We start from the raw sequence: 1,594 nt of genomic DNA on the forward strand, positions 1-1,594 counted from the left end.
TTATAGACCAACTGGAATCGATTGGGTTCGCGGAGCTTGTCGCAGCGGTTCCTATCGATGGAAGGCGGTAGGCTTGGAGGGTGAATGCGTAGCAGAGGGAACCTATGCAGGTTCCCTAAGAAAAAGACTTTCAAATTTAATAAAGAGTTACTTAAGCTAACTAATATTAAATAAAAAAAGTAGGTTATTTAAGATTATTGATGAATGGTAAATTAAAGGATTTTCAAGACTTTTAAAGAATACTTTAAAGTAGTTTAATCTTATAGAAACGAGGTTTTATGCTATGTTAAGGACAGTTGAAGAAACTGCTATTCAATTAGGAGTAAGTAAAACTACAATTTATAATAAACTTAAGTTGAAAGAGTATAAATATAGAATAATTAAAAAGCAAGGAAAATCAATGGTTGACGATGGTTTATTCAACTTGATTAAAGAAAGTTTAAAGGTTCAAAATGAAGTTGAAAATAAAGAAAATGAGAATGACGTAAATGCAGAGATTTCAATAGATGAAGAAGGTTTATTCAATTTGAATAAAGAGTTGATTGAGAATTTATTAAATCAGCTTAAGGAAAAGGATAAGCAAATAGCAGAATTACATAAGCTAATAGAAAACAGTCAGATCCTTTTAAAAGAAGAACAGAAAAAGTCAGATCAGCAGCTATACTTATCAGAACATTTTGAAGAAGTAGATAATAAGCTCCAGGATCTAAGAGAGAAAATGGAAGAAAGAAGAAATGAGAAAAAAGGTTTCTTTAAAATTTTTTCAAAGTAAATTTAGGAGTTATTGGACCATTTCACAATTGTTCACGGTAGTGCAGGATAAACAGTTGCATACAAGCTAACTGAAACAGTTGTTACAACTGGATTTATTTTGCATACAATACTTGTTTTATGTTATTATATTTGTATACGATAAAGCTAGAATGATTGATTATAAATGGTTTTATATGAATACAAGGAGGAAATATGGCTGATACACAAGTAAGAATGGCAAATCATATTCATGAGAAAGTAAAAAGCATAGCTGAGAAGAAAAATATAACTATAAAAGAAGTTTATGAGGAAGCTATGAATCGATATATACAAGCTGAAGCTCAAGAAGATCTTTTAAGAGAAACAGATATAGAGAGAATAATTAATAATAGAATAAGTAAAACTGAAGAACAAATAAACAGAAGTGTAGAAAGACTAGCTGCATTAGAAGCAAGAGTTGGTATAGATAATTCAATGTCTTTAATGGGAGTAGTTATATTATTAGAAAAGTTATTAAAGTTAGATAGAGAAAGTATTCAAAATGAGTTAAGAAAACAAGGAGCATTATATTTTTCAGCAGCAATTAAAGAAGATAAAAATAAAAAATAATATAATTTTATAAAAGGAGTTTTATGGAAAAAAGTAATGAATTATTTGAAAAATATTTTAAAATGGCAGCAGGCAATATAAAACATGAAGGTATGAAATGTACAGAAGAAGAAAAAGAGCTAATAAGATTAAAGTATTTTGATTTAATTTCACAGGAAGAGTTTATTAAAAGAGTTTTAGAATTAGCTAAAAAAGAATAGGGTAATAAAATTACTTATTTTTATTTAAAATA

3 protein-coding genes are annotated in these 1,594 nt (G+C 27.9%); all 3 read left to right on the plus strand.

All coding sequences use genetic code 11. The annotated features are described in order from the left end of the window. Nucleotides 1-283: 283 nt before the first annotated feature. Nucleotides 284-772: a hypothetical protein gene (locus ABDZ60_RS18585; RefSeq protein ID WP_343780245.1), complete on the plus strand. Its 489-nt coding sequence runs from the start codon at nt 284-286 to the stop codon at nt 770-772. Between the two features lie 194 nt (nt 773-966). After that, the gene (locus ABDZ60_RS18590; protein WP_343780247.1) at nt 967-1,362 is read left to right on the plus strand and encodes a hypothetical protein; all 396 of its coding nucleotides are present in this window, start codon (nt 967-969) and stop codon (nt 1,360-1,362) included. 23 nt (nt 1,363-1,385) lie between these two features. Further along, nucleotides 1,386-1,562, plus strand: a complete 177-nt coding sequence (locus ABDZ60_RS18595) for a hypothetical protein (protein WP_265975972.1) — start codon at nt 1,386-1,388, stop codon at nt 1,560-1,562. Nucleotides 1,563-1,594: the final 32 nt, after the last annotated feature.

Origin of the sequence: Clostridium sartagoforme (genome assembly GCF_039521405.1) — a bacterium.
Classification (GTDB): Bacteria; Bacillota; Clostridia; order Clostridiales; family Clostridiaceae; genus Clostridium; species Clostridium sartagoforme.

Bases quoted from the DNA above. Each gene is read 5' to 3' on its own strand.
- ABDZ60_RS18585 (WP_343780245.1), top strand. From the start codon at position 284: ATGTTAAGGACAGTTGAAGAAACTGCTATTCAATTAGGAGTAAGTAAA.
- ABDZ60_RS18590 (WP_343780247.1), top strand. From the start codon at position 967: ATGGCTGATACACAAGTAAGAATGGCAAATCATATTCATGAGAAAGTA.
- ABDZ60_RS18595 (WP_265975972.1), top strand. From the start codon at position 1,386: ATGGAAAAAAGTAATGAATTATTTGAAAAATATTTTAAAATGGCAGCA.